Source organism: Ligilactobacillus ruminis DSM 20403 = NBRC 102161, from assembly GCF_900113455.1.
Taxonomy (GTDB): Bacteria; Bacillota; Bacilli; order Lactobacillales; family Lactobacillaceae; genus Ligilactobacillus; species Ligilactobacillus ruminis.
Map to the genome: position 1 here is coordinate 59,085 of NZ_FOPI01000007.1, position 15,506 is coordinate 74,590.

Here is a 15,506-nt window from a genome sequence, read left to right on the forward strand (position 1 = left end):
ATATTTTTGCATTTTTTGCTTATAATTCGTCATTAAATCCCGTTTGATGCGGGTCCTGAATTCTCTTAAACATATGCTCCATGTCCTTTGAAGTAAAATGAACCAAAACAGGCCGTCCGTGCGGACAATTGAACGGATTTTCGCACGTTGAAAGTTTTTTGAGCAAAACTTTCGCCTGTTCTTCTTCCAAATGATGATTGGCTTTGATCGAACGTTTGCAACTCATCATGATGGCGGTTTTTTCCCTGAATTTTGCCACTGTCAATTTGTCGTCGTTTAAAAACATGTCAATCATCTCACGCACGATTTCTTCTTCTTCGCCTTGCTTGAACCATGTCGGATGCTGCCTTAAAATATACGTGTTTTTTCCAAAATCTTCCAATTCAATGCCGAGATTTGCAAGCTTATCAAGATTTTCCTCAATTTTTAAAGCATCGGTCGTCGGGTAGGTCAACACGATCGGCACCAGCAGACGCTGCTGATTTGAAGAAACGTTTCCGATTTCAGTCCGGTAATACTCATACTTGCAACGCTCTTGAGCGGCATGCTGGTCAATGATATAAAGTCCGTCTTCTGATTCTGCAAAAAGATACGTTCCGTGCATCTGACCGATATAACGCAATTCCGGAAACCTTTTTTTGGAAGATTCCGCAGAAATTTCCTGGTCTTTTACGGACGTTTTCCTTTGCATGTATTTTTGATCCCAAATCTTCAATTCGGCTTTTTCAAGGTCGGTGCGCTTTGAAATCACGATTGGCCTAACGTCTTTTGCAAGCACGTTTTGCTTTCCATCAAGTTTATCATCAAGACTTTCCCCGACCAAAGCTGCCGTAACTTCAGCCGAAACCGGACCTTTATACTTCGGAGATTTCTCCAACAGGTCTGTCTGCTCGCCTGAAAATCCGGTTCGCTTAGAATGATTGAGATTTTTAACGGCATTCGGAATCAGATTTTCCTGTGACAAACGTGCAAAAATTCCTTCAGAAATCAATTTTTCAAGCTGAGGTTCCTTGCTGATTCTGACTTCCTGCTTCGTCGGATGGACGTTGACGTCACAAAGAAGCGGATCAAGCCTGATATTGATGACAGCATAAGGAAAGCGCCCGACCATCAGCTTTGATCCGTAGCCGTTCAAAACTGCCTTTGTCAGCTTGAAATTTCTGATATAGCGTCCGTTGATCATCAGACTGATGCCGTTTCTGTTCGACCGCGTCAATTCCGGATATGACACCATTCCGTCTACTTCAAAATCCAGGTCTTTGGCATTAAAATAAATCATCTTTGCTGCTGACTTCACCCCGTAAATTGCGCTGAAAGTCTGCTTTTGATTTCCGTTCCCGGCTGTTTTGAGCAGAGTCTTGCCATTATTTTTCAAAACAAATGCCACGTCCGAATGGCTCAAAGCCAGGCGATTCACAATATCCGAAACGTGCGAAAGCTCCGTCGCAAGCGAGCTAAGGTATTTCAAACGAGCCGGCGTGTTGAAAAACAGATTGCTGACGGTTATCTGCGTTCCGTTTCTGAGCTGACTTGCATCGTTTGAAACGATTTTTCCGCCCTTGATATGAATCGTCGTTCCAGTTTCATCGCCTGCATGAGCGGTCATCAAAACAACGTCCGAAACGGATGCGATTGAAGGCAGGGCCTCGCCGCGAAAACCTAACGTGGCCACCCTGAAAAGATCTTCTCGACTGGTGATTTTGCTCGTGGCATGCCGTTTAAACGCCGTTTCGACATCGTCTGCCTCGATTCCTTCACCGTCATCAGTCACTCTGATCATTTCAAGGCCTGCCTCTTTTGTTTCAATCGTAATCTGTGCCGCTTTGGCATCAAGGGCATTTTCAACCAGTTCTTTTACAACCGAAGCCGGTCTTTCAACGACCTCGCCTGCGGCAATTTGATCTGCCAAAACGGCAGACAGTTCGTGAATCTCTGCCATTCATCATCCCTTCTTCAATTCTTGCTGCCATTTGTGGACCATCAGCATCACATCCATCGGCGTTAAAGACATCAAGTCCGCTTTTTCCAATTCTGAAACGATCTTTGACTGTTTCCTGCCTATTTTTGTGCTTTCCTTTTTTTCAGCCGGTTCTTCGAAAAGCGAAAGCTGAACGTCTCCTTCAGAAACGCTGAGTTCATCAATCGGCTCGGTTTTGGTCGTCTTTTGTGTTTCCGCGTGCGTTTCAGAAGTACTTTCAAGCTTCTTCAAGATTACATCGGCCCGTTCAAGCAGCTTTTCCGGCATTCCGGCAAGTTTTGCAACGTGAATCCCGTATGAACGATCGGCCGGACCTTTCTTCATTTTGTGCAGAAAAACAAGCTCACCGTTTTTTTCGACGGCTCCGACATGAATGTTCTCCAGATGCTCAAGTTCTTCGTCAAGCACGGTCAATTCATGATAATGCGTCGAAAACAGCGTTTTAGCCTGCACGTTGTCATGAACGTATTCGATAATTGCCTGAGCCAACGCCATGCCGTCGTAAGTTGCCGTTCCGCGTCCGATTTCATCAAATAATAACAAGCTGTTCTTTGAAGCGTTTTGCAAAGCTTCATTCGTCTCTTTCATTTCGACCATAAACGTCGATTCACCTGAAATCAAATCATCGGCTGCACCGATGCGAGTAAAAATCTGGTCAAAAATCGGCATCTTTGCTTCCTTTGCAGGTACGAAGCAGCCGATCTGAGCCATGATTACCGTCAAAGCCAGCTGTCGCATATACGTGCTCTTGCCTGACATGTTGGGTCCGGTAATCAGCAAAATATCGCGTCCTTCCGGCATTGAAACATCATTCGGCACATAGCTTTGCTTGCCCAAAACGCGTTCAACGACGGGATGCCACCCTGCTTTGATTTCAAGATCGTGACTGTCTGAAACAAGCGTCGGACAAACAAAATGGTTATCTTCGCTGACGCTTGCGAAACTTTGCAGGCAATCGAGCTCGGCAATGGCTGCTGCAAGTTTTTGCAGCCTCTCAATCTGCTTTTTGACCTTTTCCCTGACTTCGACGAACAAACGATATTCCAGTTCAAACGTCTTGCTTTCCGCTCCAAGAATCAGTGCCTCTTTTTCTTTTAATTCGGGCGTGATGAATCTTTCGGCATTGACCAGAGTCTGCTTTCTTTCATATCGACCTTCAGGAAGTTTCGCTACGTTTGCTTTCGAGACTTCGATATAATAGCCAAATACACGGTTGAACCCGATTTTGAGGTTATGAATGCCAGTTTTTTCACGCTCGCTTGCTTCCAGTTCAGCCAGCCATTGCTTGCCGTTTTTCATTGCATCCGTGTATTTATCAAGCTCTTCATTGTATCCAGGCTTGATCACGCCGCCTTCCGTCACCGAAATCGGCGGTTCTTCATCAATTGACCGATCCAAAAGCTCAAAGACGTCTTCGACAGGATCAAGGCGCGCTAAAATCCCGTCATAGATTCCGTGCTCGTTGAGCTCTTCCAAAACGTACCTGATCTGCGGAACGTGGGCAAGAGATGTCTTGAGCTGAATCAGATCTCGTCCGTTGACGTTTCCAAAAGCGATGCGTCCTGCCAGTCGTTCAATGTCATAAACCTGTTTTAACTCATCCTGCAGACTTGAACGTTCAAAATAATGTTCCAGCTGATCGTTGACGATCAGTTGACGCTCCTTGATTTGTGCCGGATTGATTAAAGGACGAGAGATCCACTGTTTTAAAAGTCTGGCACCCATGGCCGTTTTGGTTTCGTCCAACAGCCACAAGAGCGTGCCGGATTTTTTCCCGGTCCGTGCGTTTTGCAAAAGCTCAAGATTTTGTTTTGCATAACGATCCAGTTTCAAAAAATACGCCGGTTCATAGTGAACGGCTTTTTGAAGATGCGCAAGCGTTCTTTTCTGGGTCTTTTTCACGTACGTCAGCAGATGATTCAAAACTTCTTTTTCAAGATCCGATTCAACGTCTTGAACTGCATATGATAGTTCTGACGCCGGTTCAACGCTTTCTTGACTGGAAACAAGCACGCGAAGCTTCTTGATTTTTTCAACCGTTTTTTCAGAAACGCTTTCATCAATCACGATTTCCTTTGTTTTCAAACTGATCATTTCATTGAGCAGACTGTCGTCATCTTCTAAAATAGAACATCTCAACTCACCGGTTGAAAGATCGGCATAAGCAAACCCGTATTTTCCGTCTTGTTCATGAAGTGCGGTCAGATAGTTGTTTTCCCCCGCTTCTCCGGTTCGCATGTCAATATTTGTCCCAGGGGTCACCAACTGGATGACCTCTCGCTTGACCATGCCCTTTGCCAGTTTTGGATCCTCCATCTGTTCACAGATTGCGACCTTGTATCCCTTGTCGATCAGGATATCAATATAGTTTTGCACGGCATGGTGCGGGACGCCGCACATCGGGATCGGATTTTTTGATTTCTTGTTTCTCGTTGTCAAAGTAAGCTCAAGCAATTGTGCGCCTTTGACCGCATCCTCATTGAACATTTCATAAAAATCGCCTAATCGGTAAAACAAAAAAGCATCCGGATACTGTTCTTTAATTTCCAAATACTGTTTCATCATCGGTGTTTCAGTTTGACTTTTAGCCATTAAAAATCCTCCGTCCGTTTTTACTGGAAAAACGGATGATCGTCATTAATCAAAATGGGGGTAATCCGTTTTGCTTTATTAGAACGATCATCCAAATCAATCACACAAGCGCCAAGCGTCTGACGCCCATCTTCGTCAACTTCAAACCGCGTCGGCATCTGCGTCAGAAAACGCTCGATCACGTTTTTTCGTTTCATCCCCAAAATACCGTCATAAGGACCGGTCATACCGACGTCAGAAAGATATGCTGTTCCGTTCGGCAAAATTCTTGCATCATTGGTCTGAACATGAGTATGAGTACCGATCACGGCTGAAACTCGTCCATCAAAATACCATGAGAAGGCTTCTTTTTCGCTCGTCGTTTCTCCGTGAAAGTCAACAAAAACGTAGTCGACACAAATCTTGTCCAAAAGTTTTTCCATTTCCGCAAACGGATCGTCTGAAGGGTTCATAAATACTCTCCCCTGAACGTTGACGACAGCAATTTTCTTGTCATTGACCCGTTGAATCATCCAACCTTTTCCCGGAACTTTTCCTTTTGAAAAATTCAGCGGTCGAATCAAATTCTTGGCATCTGAAATAAAATGTTGAATTTCAAGGTTGTCCCAAGTATGATTTCCCATCGTAATCACGTCGGCTCCGGCCTTCATCAGTCTTTTATAAAATATTTCATTAATTCCGCGACCCCTTGTCGCATTTTCACCGTTTACGATGGTCAGCTGCGGTCGATACTTGCGTTTCAACTGCGGTAAATATTCTTCAAGCATTTTCGTGCCTGAGGTTCCAACGACGTCGCCAACAAAAATAACTCGCATCTAAAATACGTTCCCTTCTAACGTCATTTTGACTGTACAGATACCTTTATCTTAACATTAATCACCATTCAAAAAAAGTGGTGCTAAAAGATCCGGGGGAAAACTCATCCCGAAATTAAAAAGAGGATGAGAAAAAGTCCGTTCATCTCTTGAATTAAATAAAATGTCGAACGAAGGCAGTCGATTTTCGCTTGAATCCGTAAGACGTTTCTTCAATTTTTTTGCGTAAAAAACCATTCTTTAGAAGCAACGATGCTCAATAAATTCCGCCAAGATCTCACTCAAATTTACGGACATCCATTTTTTATCGATGTGTCCGTAAACGGCAGTGATTTTGTCAAATGCAGCGCCTGATAAATCAGCACACCGAGCTCTCAGTCAAATTTATCGCCAAAATATTTTTGGTTATTTCCGTCACGAAAGGCGATTGTCATGCATACGCAAAAAAACCGGATGATTTGCATCAATTGCAAATCTGATCCGGTTTTTTAATTTGAGGCATAACTTTTCCCGGCCTCAAGGAATTTGCATTCAAAAAGTCGAATTACAAAGCAAAAAGGTTTTTGGAGAAATTCCAAAAACCATAAATTATCTTTTTTAAATCATAACTAATCTTCAGCAGCATCAATTGCCTCTAAAATAACCCCCAAGTTATCGCGCTGAAGTTCTACGCTTCTAAGTTTCTCATCGTAAGCAGATTGCAGATGTTGAGTACGACCGCCGTCATGCAGCTTGGCACAAACGTTGCTGAGTTCAGCAGCTTTCTTTTCCGCAACTTGGTAATCGTTTAAAATATCAAGCTTGTTGCCCATGATAAAAGCCTCCTAAAAACATATAAAAGTCTTAACTTGAACAATTTAACACTTTTATCCTTATTTGTTAACCCCTTTCTGTTACGTTTCTGTTACAAATTGGTTACTTTGTTTCGATGGAAACTAAGCTGACATATCTTTACAAATTAACAAATAGTTGTTATAATTTTCAGATTATACTCATGAAATGTGAGGGTTGCAGTTGCGAATGCGAACGTTTTCATGTATAATTAATTTAGTTGGTATCAATTTAATTAATACCCTTTTTAAAAGGAGGTTCTTTTGGCACTCAAATATCAAGAAGTCGCACTGAATTTAGCCGACAAAATCAAAGCCCATGAATATGATAAAAAGCTGCCGAGCGAAGGAAAACTGATGGAAGAGTATTCCGTCAGTCGCAATACGATTCGCAATGCTTTAAACGTTCTTTACAATCAGGGACTTTTGCGCAGAATTCAAGGAAGCGGCTATTTCATCAATCACCCGCTTCATAATCAGGCAAACATCGTCAACATGGCCAACAAAAACGGTCTGCACGACTTAGAGGAAAAAGATGCGATTCTAAGCAAAATTTTGGTTTTTGAAACGATTCTTGCCGGCGAAACGATCGGAAGCTATCTTAAAATCGATCCGAAAGATTCCGTTTATCACATCAAGCGCATCAGAAGACGCAAAGATGAACTCGTCAGCCTGGAAGAATCATTTTACAGAAAAGACGTTGTTCCTTATCTGACGGAAGAAATATGCAACGAATCAATCTCTGCATTTATCAAAGAACACTTCCAGGTTACAAGCAAAACAGCTGACGAGTACATGTCGCTTCACCGCTTGAACGAAGAAGAAGCCGAGCTGACCGGAAAAGACGTTGGCAGTTCCGCCTTCATGATTGAAGAAATCAACTGTCAAAAAAACGAGCAGCCCTATGACTACTCAAAGACGCTGTATTTCTTGCCGGATTTAATGTTTTACAGCCATATTAGCAATTATTTGGATTAATAAAAAACCTTGTCGAAAAATGACAAGGCTTTTTATTTAGCACTTATTTTTTTTGTTTTTCAGTTCCATTACGTCGCGTGCAATCATCAATTCTTCATTTGTCGGAATCTTCATCATCGTAATCGCTGAATCTTCACCGGAAATAACGGTCGCGCCGTCCTGCTCTTCATTTTTCTCATTATCGATCGTAATGTTCATGAAACTGAGTCTTTCCATGATCATCTTTCGGATGACGGCAGAATTTTCGCCAATTCCGGCTGTGAACACGATTCCGTCGATTCCGCCCATCTCAAAATAATATTGTCCGATATATTTGACGATATCCTTGACAAAAATATCGATTGCAAGACGTGCGCGATGCTTGGCATGGGATACCGCCAAAATGTCGCGCATATCGGATGAAACTCCTGAAATTCCAGCAAGCCCGGATTTCTTGTTCAAAGTATAGACCATCTCGCTGATCGAATTGATTCCAAGCTTATCCATGACAAAAGCAATCATCGAAACATCAACGTCACCGGAACGCGTGGCCATCGTCACGCCGGTCAGCGGCGTGAATCCCATTGACGTATCAAACGATTTGCCATTCTTGATTGCGCAAAGAGAAGACCCTGCCCCAAGGTGACACGTCACGAGCTTTAAATCTTTTAATGGACGCCCCATCAATTTGGCAGCCTCGCCCGCAACGTAGCGGTGACTGGTTCCGTGCGCTCCGTAACGTCTGACGCCGAGTTTTTCGTACCATTCATAGGGAACGCTGTACAAAAAGTTCTCTTCCGGCATCGTTTGGTGAAATGCAGTATCGAAAACCACGACAGAACAAGCATCGGGCAACATTTCCTTAAACGCCTGAATCCCGATCAGATTGGCCGGATTGTGCAAAGGTGCCAGTTCGGTAATGTTCTTTATTTTTTGAATGACTTCATCCGTCACGACGACTGATTTTGAGAAGTACTCGCCACCGGCAACAACGCGGTGACCAACCCCCGTAATTTCAGAATATTTCTCGATGATTCCTAAACTTATCAACAGCTCCATCAGGTTATTGACCGCTTCTCCATGATTTTTGACGGTTCCCTGATGCTTATAGACTTTGCCGTTTCCATACTTGATCGTCGTTTGAGATCCAGGAATCGCAATCCGCTCGATTAAACCGGAAGCAATTACCGCTTCGGACGGCATTTCAAAAAGTTTGAATTTTAAACTGGAGCTGCCAGAATTAACTGCTAAGACCTTATCCATAATGTTAGCGTCCCCCTTTTGTTAAGAAATTCACTATCTCTACTATAACAAATTTTCGGCCGCTTGACACACTGAATTTGTGAAAAAATTCACTGATTTTTTGAATTAGCGTTTTCGCTAAAAAAAGGGATCTGACCTTCTTCATTTTTGTTAAATTCTCGCTATTGGACTGGTTATTTAGACAAAACCTCGTTAAAATAGTATAGAGAGAATGGAGGAACAATGATGGATCATCAACAACAATTAATTGACTGGATTTCACATGATAAAAATTTCACGGAAATTTTCAATATTCTTGACAGATATCATTTGACAGAGGCAACGCTGTGTGCGGGCTCAATTCGCGAACTCGTTTGGAATAAACTGGAAAACAAGCCTTCTTCTATTTTGCGAAACAACCTTGATGTCTACTACAACGATCCCGGCGAATCATACGAACATTACCTGACGATTCAAAGCACGCTTAATCAGCGTCATTCCAAGTATCTTTGGGACTTGCGAAATATTCGTTTAAAAAAGCGTCACTCTGACAAGTCTCCTGATGGTTCAACGATTGAAGCAGCAATTGCCAATTTCCCTGAAAAATGCAGTGCGGTCGGCGTTTCACGCGAATTAGGCGGAAGCTACTCGATAATTGCTCCCTATGGACTGGACTATTTGTTCACTGAAACGATCGTCCCTACCGGAGCAATTGATGAACTTGCATTCAAGCGCCGAATCGAACGAAAAAAATGGCTGACAAATTTTCAAAATTCGAAATTAGGCTAACTTGCCGATTGACGGTCGCACTTGCCCGTAACCCCGACTTAATCAGGCGATGCACAGTGCTGAATTTAGCAAAAAATCAATCATTTACTAAGAAAAAATCCGCGCCGCCATGAAGTGCCCTATAATTGTTAGACAAAGTAGTCTAATGATTGTGGGGTATTTTTATGGCCAAGTACAGTTATTTGAAGACATTACTGCATTTCAAATGATGGTTCAAGACTACATCCATTTCTTTAATTACGAACGGGTTTCTTTAAAAACAAAAGGCATGACTCCGGTAGAGTACCGAAATCATGCCCTGACAGCTTAATTGTTTAATTTTGTCTAACTTTTTTATTGCACTTCAATGATGGCACGGATTTTAATCATTATTCGGTTGCGTACGGGCTCATAACCGCTCGCTTCCACACCTTGTCTTAATCGGGTTTCGCCTCACAACCCCCTTGTCCCAAGCACCCTTGCTCGGGCAAGACAAGCTTACCCGTCGCAAGCGCAACTTGGATACGCGGGGGCTGACCGTTCGGCTCCACACCTTGCCTTAATCAGGCTCAGACCAGCAACAAGGCTCATGATAAGTTCGTGCCGCGTCGTGACTTCGCTTGCGCTGATCACTCGCGCCCCTCCTTATCTACCGCCTTGTTGAGCGGCTGGTCTTCACACCTTGCTAATTACGCCACTTATTCGCCTTTACATATTTGAATTCGCTTGCCTTGCTGAACAAATCCGGCAAATCATCACCGATAATCAATGCATCAACGTTTTCTTTTGGCATAAAGCCCGTTTCGGCAGAATGCTTCAAAAAATTAATCAAATCATTATAATAGCCATCAATGTTTACCAAGATAATCGGTTTTTGAACAATTCCTAATTGAAACCACGAATACGTTTGAAAAAACTCTTCCATCGTTCCAAGTCCACCTGGAAATACTACGAAGCAATCAGACAATTCAATCATCTGCTTTTTTCTGTCGGACATGTCGGATACGTGAATCAGTTCCGTTTGACCCACCGGCTTAATCGCATGATCTTCCAAAATCTCAGGAATTATGCCGATAACCTTCCCGTTTCTTTTTGAAACTTCTTCATAAAGCATGCCCATAAGTCCAAGACGACCGCCCCCATAGACAAGCGTATATTCATTTTCAACAAGATACTCGGCCAACTTCTTTAATAATTGCCGTGTTTCGGAATCGGCTCCTGCATTTGACCCGCAAAAAACGCAAACTTTTTTATTTGCCAAGACTGGCATGTCATATTCCCCCTTTAATGATGATACAATTATTCTAACATTTCCGAGACAAAGCAAAAACCCCGTTTCATTTCTGAAACGAGGCTTTTTTATGCCGATTCGTAATTGACCTTGGACCAGTCAATCGCCAAATCACTCATTTTGCGCATTTCATCAATCTCTTCCGACGTGAATTCTGCACGATATTCATCATCAGCATCCGATTTGCTGCCAAAATGAAACTTAGCCAAAAATTCGCCCTTTAATGCCAACAAGTAAGCATTGTCGTCATCAGGTATGACGTGAACATATTTCTTTTCCGTTTCGCCATCCCCTAAATATGTAAAACGAGGGTTGCTCATCAAATCAATCAAAATTCTGACGAAAGGAACATGAAATTCGCTATTTGCGCCCTCTATATATTGCTTGACCGCCTCACAAATACAATCGCTTACCAAATCTTCTGCCGGAAAATCATCCCCATACAAAGAATCGTGAAACCTTCCCTTCGGATAAAAGAAATTGAAATAGTTGCTCTCCTCTGGCTGAACTCCTAACCCAACCTCTTTGAATCCTTTTACCGTCGTGCAGTATGCTAATCCTTCCAACGGTGCGATTAATTTCTGAATCTTACCTTTTGACCAGGCATGGTTGACAAAATCATAAGCTTCATTAACATATTTCACCAATAACACCTCTTGTAACCTACTAGTATTAGCATAGCACAGATTGAGCAACTTCAGACGAATTTAACCATTAAATTCCGACTTTTTTCATAAAAATATCTAACATTAAATCACATATAATAGAAAGCTAATACAAACGTTGTAGTCTGAAATTATTTATCCAAAAAACTTATTCGCAATTTGTTAAGCAGCCGGTCTTTGCAACTTTATTAATACAAAAAAATTCAGATAACCTTCTAAAGCATCTGAATCTTTCAATAATTATAATTGCTACCAATTATCGGTCGAAAACACAAAACAACAATCTGCTTTTCAACTATACTTAACAACAACGTTTTGCCCCTATGGACCACTATGCCGCTGGCAGGAGTCGAACCTGTACTTGGAAACCCAAACAACGACCTGAACGTTGCGCGTCTGCCAATTCCGCCACAGCGGCGTCTGATAAGTGACTACTCTTATCATTATACACTTTAACCCAAATTAATCAAGCATTTTTTTGTTACTTTCTCGGAAATCCGATAACGGTCCCGTATCCGTGAAGCATCAAATACTTCGGACCAACGGAAACTCTTACCACTTGCGGCTCAAAGCGGACCGCAATAATACCTTCACCGCCCTTGGCTACGGCACGCTCAATCAGTTTTCCTTTGACCTCAGTATACAAATCATCAAATTCATCGACTTGATCCAACTGATCCGATGTCAGTTCTTTTTTGACCGTGGCGTTTACGATTCCTTTGATGGTGTACGTTCGATTGATTTCACCTGTCGTAAGAAACATGGACATCCCCCTTTAAAGAAAGATTTTGTAGTTGCGTTTGTTAATATTGATTACTTCGCGCTTGTTTTTAGCTGAACGATTGCGCAACAAGTTCCGCAACATCTTTTCAAGCTTGGCATTTCCGTTTGAAAACTTCGAAAGAAGATCGTTATCAACCCTTAAAACCAAATTCTCACGCTTGCTTGGAACACGAAAAGTCGTCTGTTCGTCATCTTTTTCAATTACGTTGTCCACAAGCTCTTCTACAAATCCTTTCGCCATTTTATGATTCCTCCTTAGGATTAAGATGGAAACCCTTCCTTGTGTTTAATTATATTCTACACCTTTTTTCATAATTTTTCAAAACACATTGAAATTAATGAACGCTGTATTTCATATCATCCGCTTATTGAATTTCCCTTAAAAATAAAGTATGATGAAGTCAATACTAATGTAAGCGCAACCACTAAAGGAGGGACTCCCTATGAAACAAACAACTCCTTATCAGCTCGAACGTGCCCGCACGTACCGTGCTGAAGCTCAGCGGGCAATTGAATACATTCTGTCAAACGATGATTTCAATAAGGCCAAGCTGATTTTGAAGTCACTCAAGCGCTCGATCAATGCGGAAATAAATATGTCTGATGACGAGGATTCCGCCTATGTAAAGCTGCTTGTCGCCATCAACCAAGACTTGGACGGCAAAAAGGATGCTTTTTTTCAGCTTGAAATAATCCGCAACGGTTTCTTCAGATTCATCGTCGCACAAACCGGTTCTTCTGACGCAAATCGATAAAAATGTTATAATGAACTTGGAAGAAACCTCTAAAAGGAAGTGGTCAATATGACAGAACAAAAGTATACAACAATCTTGGTACCCGTCGACGGATCAAAGGCAGCAGAGCTTGCTTTTGACCGCGGGGTTGAAATTGCCAAACGAAACCATTCCCATCTTGATGTTTTGAATGTCATTGACTTAAATCAGTTTACCGTCAGCTTCGCCGGTATGGTTGATGCAAGCGGAGACGTTGTTTATCAAGCATTTGAAGACGTCAGCGACTACTTGGAGGATCTTGTCGAACGCGCTCATAAGGCCGGCTTGAATGATGTTTCGATGCACGTCCGTTATGGTTCTCCCAGAAGCGTTATCGCCAAAGAATTCATCAAGGATCACGGTACCGATTTGATCGTCATGGGACCCACGGGCGCAAATCCGGTTGAAAGACTCTTCCTTGGATCAGTTACCGACTATGTTACAAGAACGGCTCCATGCGACATCATCATTGCCAGATGAGCTCTTCAAAACTGGAATCTTAATTCCAGTTTTTTTATATTTTGCAAAACTTGCTTTAATTCTAAAAATCAGTTACACTTCTCTACAAGGATTTTTGATTAGTTAATGAAAGGAACGATTAGTTTGTCACTTGATCCGATTTCGACGCTCGTATACGTCGCGCTTTTAATTTTAACAATCTATAATATCAGACTAAGCTGGAATCTGGCCAAACTCAAAAGCTCGGTTGCAGTCAAGCCGTTTGAATCTTTGTCATCTCTTGAACTTAATGAAATTGAAAAAATAAACCATGACAGAAGAAAATGGAGCATCGTCGGAAATATTTTTTTCGTGCTCTCTTTGGTACTTGCTTTTGCAGGAACGCTCAACCAATTGGCATATTTCTTAACGTTGTACACCGTTTGCAATATCATTGTCGTAAAGTACAACACCCAGACGTTCAACGTTATCAGAGCGGACAGACATAGTTAAAAAGAGCCTGGGAAAAAAAGTCCCGTTTTCCTCTTGAATTAAATGCCGAACAAAGGAGGTCACGAGTCGACTGATTTTGTCCTGGCATTTTTTCAATTTTGCTACATGAAAACAATTTTTTGTCAAATGCAGTGCTGAGCATCTCCTGCTCAATCAATGCGTCAAGACTGTCTTACGGGCAAAACGTCGATTTTTGAAATCTGCCCGTAAAAGCCAGCCCTCGGTTACGGATAAAACGTCTTTTTTTTAGATTTGTCCGTAAAGGCCGGTCTTCGATTCCTTTTACTATTTCCACCACGTCAGGCGATTGTCACGTATACACAAAAACCCGGATTAGGTTTGCAATCAGCTGCAAATCATCCGGGTTTTAAATTTGAGGCAGAGTTTTTTTAAGCCTCTTTTCAGTCCGTTTCCTACTTGATAAGTTCGTAGATTGCTTCGGCATAGATTGCGCAAGCCTTGACCAAAACGTCGACCGGAACGTATTCATTGGCTTGGTGCATCGTATCCGGCGTATCAGGGAACATGGCGCCAAATGCAACACCGCGTTCCATCAAGCGTCCGTATGTCCCGCCTCCGACAACTTTGCCGGTTTCCTTTGTTCCCATTTGACGGTTATAAACGTCAAGAAGCGTTGAAACCAACGGATCATCAGGTGAAACATAGTGCGGAACCATTACGCTTCCTTGTTCCAAAGAAACGTTCATCGGAGCAACGACTTTTTCAAGACCGGCTTCAATCGTTTTTTCGTCCATTCCTTTAGGGAAACGGAAGTTGAGCGTGATTTTGCCGCCTTTTCCTGCTTCAAATGAGAAGATGCCGGCATTCATCGTCAAATCGCCCATCACGTCATCCGTGAAATCAATGCCGAAATTCTTCATGCGCGAATCCTTGTGCAAATACTCTGCAGTAAATTTGACGAAGTTTTCGGCATCGCCGCCAAAATTGAAACGTTGCAAGAAGTCTGCCATGTAAGTGCCGGCATTTTCACCCTTGCGCGGTTCTTGAGCATGGGCAGCTTTTCCGATCATGTGCAAGAACAGCGTTCCGTTTTCCATGAAGGCAGTTCCGACAACCGGATGCCCTGCAACATACGCATCAAATGCCTCAATAATCTCTTCTGAATTCTTGGCATTCAGTTTGACTTCGCAATCGCGCGGAACCATATTTTCACGCAAACCTGATTCAAAGCTCAAAAGCTCAACATCGCCGCCGTTTGAACCCTCAAAGTTCAAGAAGAAACTGACATTGCCTTTTTCACCGTTGATAACCGGGAAAAAGGCATCCGGAGAAAATCCAAAATCAGGTTGAGGCATCTTTTCAAAGTAATGCGTCATTCCGCGCCATTGGCTTTCTTCATCCGTTCCTAAAATAAAATGAACCTTTTTAGAAACCGGAAGGCCGAGTTCCTTGATAATCTTAAGACCATAGTAGCAAGCCATCCCGGGTCCCTTGTCATCTTGTGCGCCGCGCGCATAAAGATTGCCGTCTTTGATCACCGGTTTGAACGGATCCGTATTCCAGCCTTTGCCGGCAGGCATGACGTCAACGTGTGCCAGCATCGCCATCGTTTCATCGCCTTCACCGAATTCGATGTGACCGGCCAATCCGTCAAGTTCAAGCGTTTCAAAACCGTCGCGTTTCCCGATTTCCAAAAACTTGTCCAATGCTTCCTTTGGTCCGGGACCAAGCGGTGCTTCAGGCGTTCCTTTTGATTCGTCTCTGACGCTTTCGATTTCAAGCATCGTCTTCAAATCGGCAAGCATTTCATCCTTGCGATTCTCAGCTTCCTTTTTCCAATCAATTGACATTTTTATTCCTCCTAATAGAAATACATACGATAATTTTACCATATTTCTGC

At 42.6% G+C, this 15,506-nt stretch carries 16 protein-coding genes and 1 tRNA gene; 6 read left to right on the forward strand and 11 right to left on the reverse strand.

Going from position 1 to position 15,506, the window contains the following annotated elements; translation table 11 throughout:
* Positions 1 to 19: 19 nt before the first annotated feature.
* The 4 genes from mutL to BMZ95_RS02695 all read right to left on the reverse strand — a co-directional run bounded on the left by mutL (position 20) and on the right by BMZ95_RS02695 (position 6,197).
* A complete protein-coding gene (gene mutL / locus BMZ95_RS02675) occupies positions 20 to 1,939 on the reverse strand; it encodes a DNA mismatch repair endonuclease MutL (protein WP_046922756.1) in 1,920 nt (639 codons plus the stop codon).
* Between the two features lie 3 nt (positions 1,940 to 1,942).
* Positions 1,943 to 4,570: a DNA mismatch repair protein MutS gene (gene mutS / locus BMZ95_RS02680; protein WP_046922755.1), complete on the reverse strand. Its 2,628-nt coding sequence runs from the start codon at positions 4,568 to 4,570 to the stop codon at positions 1,943 to 1,945.
* Between the two features lie 20 nt (positions 4,571 to 4,590).
* Positions 4,591 to 5,385 (reverse strand): TIGR00282 family metallophosphoesterase, encoded by a 795-nt coding sequence (locus BMZ95_RS02685; protein WP_014073833.1) that lies wholly within the window; start codon positions 5,383 to 5,385, stop codon positions 4,591 to 4,593.
* Between the two features lie 608 nt (positions 5,386 to 5,993).
* On the reverse strand, positions 5,994 to 6,197 hold the full coding sequence (locus BMZ95_RS02695) for a hypothetical protein (RefSeq protein ID WP_039121598.1): 204 nt from the start codon (positions 6,195 to 6,197) through the stop codon (positions 5,994 to 5,996).
* 282 nt (positions 6,198 to 6,479) lie between these two features.
* Here BMZ95_RS02695 and BMZ95_RS02700 point away from each other — a divergent pair, with 282 nt between their 5' ends.
* Positions 6,480 to 7,193 carry a GntR family transcriptional regulator gene (locus tag BMZ95_RS02700; protein WP_046922754.1) on the forward strand — a complete coding sequence of 238 codons (714 nt, stop codon included), beginning with the start codon at positions 6,480 to 6,482 and terminating at the stop codon, positions 7,191 to 7,193.
* A 36-nt stretch (positions 7,194 to 7,229) separates the two neighbouring features.
* On the opposite strand, the gene BMZ95_RS02705 is transcribed toward BMZ95_RS02700, so the two are convergent.
* Positions 7,230 to 8,435, reverse strand: coding sequence for an acetate/propionate family kinase (locus BMZ95_RS02705; RefSeq protein WP_046922753.1), 1,206 nt, complete (start codon positions 8,433 to 8,435; stop codon positions 7,230 to 7,232).
* Between the two features lie 225 nt (positions 8,436 to 8,660).
* On the opposite strand from BMZ95_RS02705, the gene BMZ95_RS02710 reads away from it, so the two are divergent.
* Together BMZ95_RS02710 and BMZ95_RS11720 are read left to right on the forward strand one after the other, a co-directional pair.
* On the forward strand, positions 8,661 to 9,203 hold the full coding sequence (locus BMZ95_RS02710; protein WP_014073837.1) for a nucleotidyltransferase family protein: 543 nt from the start codon (positions 8,661 to 8,663) through the stop codon (positions 9,201 to 9,203).
* A 145-nt stretch (positions 9,204 to 9,348) separates the two neighbouring features.
* Positions 9,349 to 9,513 carry an IS3 family transposase gene (locus BMZ95_RS11720; protein ID WP_014073838.1) on the forward strand — a complete coding sequence of 55 codons (165 nt, stop codon included), beginning with the start codon at positions 9,349 to 9,351 and terminating at the stop codon, positions 9,511 to 9,513.
* A gap of 354 nt (positions 9,514 to 9,867) precedes the next feature.
* On the opposite strand, the gene BMZ95_RS02720 is transcribed toward BMZ95_RS11720, so the two are convergent.
* The 5 genes from BMZ95_RS02720 to BMZ95_RS02740 all read right to left on the reverse strand — a co-directional run bounded on the left by BMZ95_RS02720 (position 9,868) and on the right by BMZ95_RS02740 (position 12,162).
* On the reverse strand, positions 9,868 to 10,452 hold the full coding sequence (locus BMZ95_RS02720) for an LOG family protein (protein ID WP_046922752.1): 585 nt from the start codon (positions 10,450 to 10,452) through the stop codon (positions 9,868 to 9,870).
* 89 nt (positions 10,453 to 10,541) lie between these two features.
* Entirely contained in the window at positions 10,542 to 11,117 is a 576-nt protein-coding gene (locus BMZ95_RS02725) for a hypothetical protein (RefSeq protein ID WP_046922751.1), read from the reverse strand.
* A gap of 355 nt (positions 11,118 to 11,472) precedes the next feature.
* Positions 11,473 to 11,556: transfer RNA gene (locus BMZ95_RS02730), tRNA-Leu, on the reverse strand.
* Positions 11,557 to 11,619: 63 nt separating this feature from the next.
* The gene (locus BMZ95_RS02735) at positions 11,620 to 11,901 is read right to left on the reverse strand and encodes a hypothetical protein (protein WP_003694594.1); all 282 of its coding nucleotides are present in this window, start codon (positions 11,899 to 11,901) and stop codon (positions 11,620 to 11,622) included.
* 12 nt (positions 11,902 to 11,913) lie between these two features.
* A complete protein-coding gene (locus BMZ95_RS02740; protein ID WP_046922750.1) occupies positions 11,914 to 12,162 on the reverse strand; it encodes a hypothetical protein in 249 nt (82 codons plus the stop codon).
* Positions 12,163 to 12,364: 202 nt separating this feature from the next.
* On the opposite strand from BMZ95_RS02740, the gene BMZ95_RS02745 reads away from it, so the two are divergent.
* From BMZ95_RS02745 to BMZ95_RS02755, 3 genes are all read left to right on the forward strand, one after another.
* The gene (locus BMZ95_RS02745; RefSeq protein WP_022280126.1) at positions 12,365 to 12,676 is read left to right on the forward strand and encodes a hypothetical protein; all 312 of its coding nucleotides are present in this window, start codon (positions 12,365 to 12,367) and stop codon (positions 12,674 to 12,676) included.
* Positions 12,677 to 12,724: 48 nt separating this feature from the next.
* The gene (locus BMZ95_RS02750) at positions 12,725 to 13,174 is read left to right on the forward strand and encodes a universal stress protein (RefSeq protein ID WP_046922749.1); all 450 of its coding nucleotides are present in this window, start codon (positions 12,725 to 12,727) and stop codon (positions 13,172 to 13,174) included.
* Between the two features lie 105 nt (positions 13,175 to 13,279).
* On the forward strand, positions 13,280 to 13,645 hold the full coding sequence (locus tag BMZ95_RS02755; protein WP_014073844.1) for a hypothetical protein: 366 nt from the start codon (positions 13,280 to 13,282) through the stop codon (positions 13,643 to 13,645).
* 413 nt (positions 13,646 to 14,058) lie between these two features.
* Here the strand turns inward: BMZ95_RS02755 and pepV are convergent, their stop codons facing one another.
* Positions 14,059 to 15,456, reverse strand: a complete 1,398-nt coding sequence (pepV, locus tag BMZ95_RS02765) for a dipeptidase PepV (RefSeq protein ID WP_003698891.1) — start codon at positions 15,454 to 15,456, stop codon at positions 14,059 to 14,061.
* Between the last annotated feature and the right edge of the window lie 50 nt (positions 15,457 to 15,506).